This window comes from Gilliamella sp. Fer4-1 (assembly GCF_001690515.1).
GTDB lineage: Bacteria > Pseudomonadota > Gammaproteobacteria > Enterobacterales > Orbaceae > Gilliamella > Gilliamella apicola_C.
The window spans coordinates 1-5,412 of sequence record NZ_LZGZ01000041.1 but is presented as its reverse complement, the minus strand read 5'-3'; the positions used below and the strand labels follow the sequence as shown (position 1 = coordinate 5,412).

Below are 5,412 nucleotides of genomic sequence, written 5' to 3'. Positions count from 1 at the left end.
ATCAGCAACTATTGATGTAGAACGTTTTTCTAAACATTTTAATCAAGCGCCGATTATTGAAGTATCGGGTCGTACTTTTCCTGTTGAAGTAAGATATCGTCCTCTAGCATTAAATGAAAATGAGAGCTATAGCGATAAAAATAATGATTTTCAACCCATTATTGATGCAATTGATGAGCTATCAACCGAAAGCGCAGGTGATATATTAGTTTTTTTAACAGGTGAAAGAGAAATACGAGATCTTGCTGATACGCTTAATAAATTAGATCTTCGCCATACTGATATTTTACCATTATATGCAAGACTATCTACAGCAGAACAAAATCGTATTTTTCAGCCCCACACAAAAAGGAGAATCGTTCTTGCTACCAATGTGGCGGAAACATCATTAACAGTGCCAGGAATAAAATATGTTATCGATCCTGGTCTAGCTAGAATTAGCCGTTATAGCTATCGTACTAAAGTTCAGCGATTGCCAATTGAGCCAATATCCCAAGCATCAGCTAACCAACGAAAAGGCCGATGTGGGCGAACTTCAGATGGTATCTGTATTCGTTTATATGATGAGCAAGATTTCTTATCTCGCCCCGAATTTACCGATCCTGAAATTTTACGCACCAATTTAGCTTCAGTTATATTACAAATGACTTCACTCGGTTTAGGCGATATTGCAGCGTTTCCTTTTGTTGAAGCACCCGATTCAAAATATATTCGTGATGGCATTCGTTTATTAGAAGAGCTTGGTGCAATTCATACCAAACATAATCGATATCATTTAACCGAAATAGGGAAAACTTTAGCTCAGCTTCCTATCGATCCAAGGTTGGCCAGAATGTTGTTTGAAGCAAAGCGATTAGGCTGTACTAAAGAAATAATGATAATTACTGCGGCTTTGTCAATTCAAGATCCAAGAGAAAGACCTTTTGATAAGCAACAAGCCTCAGATGAAAAACATCGTCGTTTTGTTGACAAGGATTCTGATTTTATTTCTTTGATTAATTTATGGAATTATATTAAGGAGCAACAAAATATATTATCTGGTAACCAATTTAGGCGATTATGTCAAAAAGAGTTTTTAAATTATCTCCGTATTCGAGAGTGGCAAGATGTCTATACACAAATTAGGCAAACGATAAAACAATTAGCGTTTCCAATTAATAGCAATACAGCAGATTATCGTTCATTACATATATCGTTACTAAGTGGTTTACTATCTCATGTTGGAATGAAAGAACTTGAAAAGCATGAGTATATTGGGGCGCGTAATATTAAATTTGCCATTTTTCCTAATTCGGCTCTTTTCAAAAATCAGCCAAAATGGTGTATTGCTAGTGAACTGGTAGAAACCAGCCGACTATGGGGAAGGGTCGTAGCAAAAATTGAAGCAGAATGGATTGAGCCTATAGCTAAACATTTGGTGAAATACAGTTATAACGAGCCGAGATGGTCAAAAAAGCAGGGAACGACTATAGCAAATGAAAAAGTGACTTTGTTTGGCTTGCCTATTGTTGCTAGCCGAATAGTAAATTATAGTAAAATTGATCCTGTGTTAAGTCGCTCTTTATTTATTCGTCATGCTTTAGTTGAGGGAGACTGGTTTACTCGTCATCAGTTTTATAAAAAGAACCAAAAATTAATCAGCGAAGTTGAAGATCTTGAACATAAGTCTCGCCGACAAAATATTTTAATCGATGATGATGAACTTTTTGATTTTTATGATAAACGAATTGATAAATCCGTTATTTCATCTAAACACTTTGATACTTGGTGGAAACAAAAACAAAAATCTGATCCTGATTTTCTTAGTGTTGAGAAAAAGATGTTGATCAAACAGTCGGCAGAATTAGTTAATTTAAATGATTTTCCTGATTTTTGGCACCAAGGCAATCTAAAATTAGCACTCAGTTACCAATTCGATATAGGGCATAATCGTGACGGTGTCACAATTAAGATACCTCTTAATTTATTAAATCAGATCAAAAATAGAGGGTTTGATTGGCAAGTACCTGGTTTCCGAAAAGATTTAATCATTGCATTAATTAAATCATTACCGAAATCATTGCGTCGAAATCTTGTCCCTGCGCCGAACTATGCTGATGCGTTTTTACGTAGAGCTATTTCGACAGGCCAATCTTTGTTAGAAAGTTTAGAAACTGAATTTCACAAAATGACAGGAGTAAAAATTACCACTGAAGATTGGCAACTAGATCAAATCCCCGACTATTTGAAAATAACTTTTAGCATTGTTGATAATAACAACAAAGAAATTGCTTCAAGTAAAGATCTAATTTTGCTAAAAGAACAGCTTAAAAACGAAATTCAACAGGCATTATCGTCGTTAACAACCCAAAAGACAGTTCAAATTGAACAGAATGATTTAACTGATTGGACTTTTGATTTGTTACCAAGTGTGTATGAAGAAACTCATAAAAATTACACTATTAAAGCTTACCCTGCAATCATTGATAACCAAAATTCAGTAAGCATTAAATTAATCGATAATCAATATGAGCAACAAAGACTAACTAAACTAGGATTAAGACGTCTACTTATACTTAACATACCATCACCAATTAAATATTTACATGAAAAATTGCCGAATAAATCTAAATTAAGCTTGTATTTTAATGCTTTTGGCACGGTGCTTAGTTTAATTGACGATTGCATTGCTTGTGCTGTTGACTATTTGATTGAAAAAAATAATCAGATCATTCAAAATCGAGATAATTATCAGTCATTGTTAAATTATACCAAAGGCAATATTAATGAAACTGTGGTTGATATTGCAAAACAGGTTGAGTCCATTTTGGTTTTATATAATAACATCAATAAAAAACTAAAAGGTCGCATTGATTTATCATTAGCCTTTTCTTTATCTGATATCAAAAAACAACTTGATCACCTTGTTTATAAAGGGTTTGTTGCAAAATCAGGTTATAAACGGCTACCAGATATTAATCGTTATTTATCCGCAATTGAAAAAAGAATTGAAAAACTAATGGTAAATTTTACCAAAGATAAGCAATCGCTGAACATCATAGAAACGGTTGAAAAGCAATATGTAACGTGGGTGAATAGTTTGCCAGAAAATTCAAAATCGCAAGAAGAAGTAATAAATATCCGTTGGATGATTGAAGAGCTAAGAGTGAATCTATTTGCTCAGCAACTTGGTACTCCGTATCCAATTTCCGCAAAACGTATTGAGCAACAAATCGATAAAGTAAAATCTGAATTATAGTGGTTAGCTAGCTAAGTAATGTTGTTTGATAGAAAAGTAGGGCGCAATGAAATGCGCCCATTTATTGATATAAGCTATCGATAAAGATCAACGAAAACAGTGATGTTCGGCCCATTAGAGTCATGGGCTACTCGAGAGATATGATAATATTTAGCACCAGCATCAATAGCGCGTTTACCTGCTTGATAAGAAATTTCCTGATCAGTCACATAGTAGCCTCTAAATTTGATTGTATCAAAGGCAACCATTTTAGCCGCAGTTGCATCATTTAATTCTTGAATTTTACGCCCATCTGATAACGTTACAGTGTAACGATTTATGCGTTGAGGTTCTGTCGTCACTGCTGTAACTTCAGATGTAGATGTGCTGTTTACTGTAGATGTTTTTGTATTATTTACTGGTTCACTAATAACTTTTACTTTATTATTAAATTTATCGGCATAAAATTTTTCATTAAAAGCTGAAGGAGAATAATATCCCGGTTTTTCCACTTGCATAGCCGCATCTCCGCCTTGTGCAAGAGCGAGTTGGCCAGCCTCAGAATCATATGGAATTGCGTCTTCAGGTTGAAGTTTACGTTCTGGTGCATCTTTCTTAAACAAATAAGCAGCAATTTGTAGATTGCTACCAAGCTCGCTACGTGAGTCGATATAATAGGCATAAGCACCTTTTGCTGAGGCTTCTTTGGCAATTGCTTGGTTTATATCATATTCACTAGGAAAATATCCACGAATTCGTACAATATTGAAAGGCTCTAAACGGATTGCTTTAGATTTTGGATATTCATATACTCCTTCGAATTTACGTAAATTTTCGGCTTTTTCTTCAGCTTTAGCTGCATCTGCTTTATATAGCTTAGCGTAAACAATACGTAAAGTATCATTAGACGGGCTGATATTGGTTGTTGTTATAAAGAAAGAAGCCGCACCTTCTTTATCTGCCGCTTTTGACATAGCTAAAACATAATCATTATCAGTATAAAATGCCCCTCGGATAGTTATGCTTTTAAACGACTGCAGATCTTTAGCCTGCTGTTCAGTTAACTGTTGGGCAGCAAATGAAGAAATAGGGGTGAGAGCCAAAGTTACTGCAATAAATGTTTTCTTTAAACTTGTCATATATTAAGACCTTACAATAAATTATTGTGATTATTTTAACATAAATAAATTTATTTGCCTAAATCCATCAATGCATTTAAATCTTTAATAAATATATGTTTTCCTTTAACTGATAAAATATTTTGTTCTTGAAGCTTTGATAAATTTCTACTAACGGTTTCAATTGTTAAGCCCAAATAATTAGAAATATCGGCTCGGCTCATCATAAGTTTAATATTTAATGAAGAATGACCTCTTTGTTTGTAACGTTGATAAAGTGAATATATAAAGGTTGCTAATCGCTCATCGGCTTTTTTCTGAGAATAACAAAGCACTAATTTTTGATAATTATAAATATCAGAACTTAGTAAATTAAGTACCATTTCTCTAATATCTTTTTGGTGATCAACCAGCGACATCAATTCATCATAATTAAGCTGGCAAACAAGTGTATTGCAAAGCGCTTGGATATTGTTGTTATATAATTTTGTTGAAATTGAATCTAAACCAACAATGTCGCCAGGTAAATAAAATCCATTAATTTGCTGATGATTATCAGGCGTTGTAACAAAAGTCTTTAATGCACCAGAATGAATAATATAAAATTTAGTAAATGGTGTGTTTGCTTTAACCATAATTTCATCTTTGGCATAAGACATTTTACGCTCTAATACATTATCTAAATTATTGTTAAGTAACGCGGGAAGACAAAGAGAGCTTATACTACATAATTCACATTGAACAGAATAACTGTTTGAACGTAATGCCTTAAAAATATTTTGCATATTGACTAAATAGAATAATTATAGTTTATCAAACGAGCAGGTTATCATATTTTATAATAAAATAACAATTGTTCATTAATTATATTTAAAAAATATCTAATAATAGGTGATAATTACGTTTAACTTTATCTTTCAATTCACAACAACCTTATTTAACATAATATACATTATGCGTACCGCGATGAACGTACGTAAAACTAGACGATGAAACCTGTATAATCATGACCTCAATTTAAAAAACACGATTTACCAGTAAAATGTTAAATTAATCAATCTACTAACAAATTAATAA

At 33.0% G+C, this 5,412-nt stretch carries 3 protein-coding genes; 1 reads left to right on the top strand and 2 read right to left on the bottom strand.

The window, feature by feature from the left end:
* A partial coding sequence (hrpA, locus tag A9G30_RS01450; RefSeq protein ID WP_065587813.1) for an ATP-dependent RNA helicase HrpA occupies positions 1–3,238 on the top strand: 3,238 nt, incomplete at its 5' end.
* Between the two features lie 74 nt (positions 3,239–3,312).
* On the opposite strand, the gene A9G30_RS01445 is transcribed toward hrpA, so the two are convergent.
* Both A9G30_RS01445 and A9G30_RS01440 read right to left on the bottom strand, forming a co-directional pair.
* Positions 3,313–4,356 (bottom strand): YdgH/BhsA/McbA-like domain containing protein, encoded by a 1,044-nt coding sequence (locus A9G30_RS01445; RefSeq protein ID WP_065587812.1) that lies wholly within the window; start codon positions 4,354–4,356, stop codon positions 3,313–3,315.
* A gap of 50 nt (positions 4,357–4,406) precedes the next feature.
* Positions 4,407–5,120 (bottom strand): helix-turn-helix domain-containing protein, encoded by a 714-nt coding sequence (locus tag A9G30_RS01440; RefSeq protein WP_065587811.1) that lies wholly within the window; start codon positions 5,118–5,120, stop codon positions 4,407–4,409.
* Positions 5,121–5,412 lie beyond the last annotated feature (292 nt).

Excerpts from the sequence above, each read along its gene's own strand:
- A9G30_RS01445 (WP_065587812.1), bottom strand. The coding sequence starts at position 4,356 with ATGACAAGTTTAAAGAAAACATTTATTGCAGTAACTTTGGCTCTCACC.
- A9G30_RS01440 (WP_065587811.1), bottom strand. The coding sequence starts at position 5,120 with ATGCAAAATATTTTTAAGGCATTACGTTCAAACAGTTATTCTGTTCAA.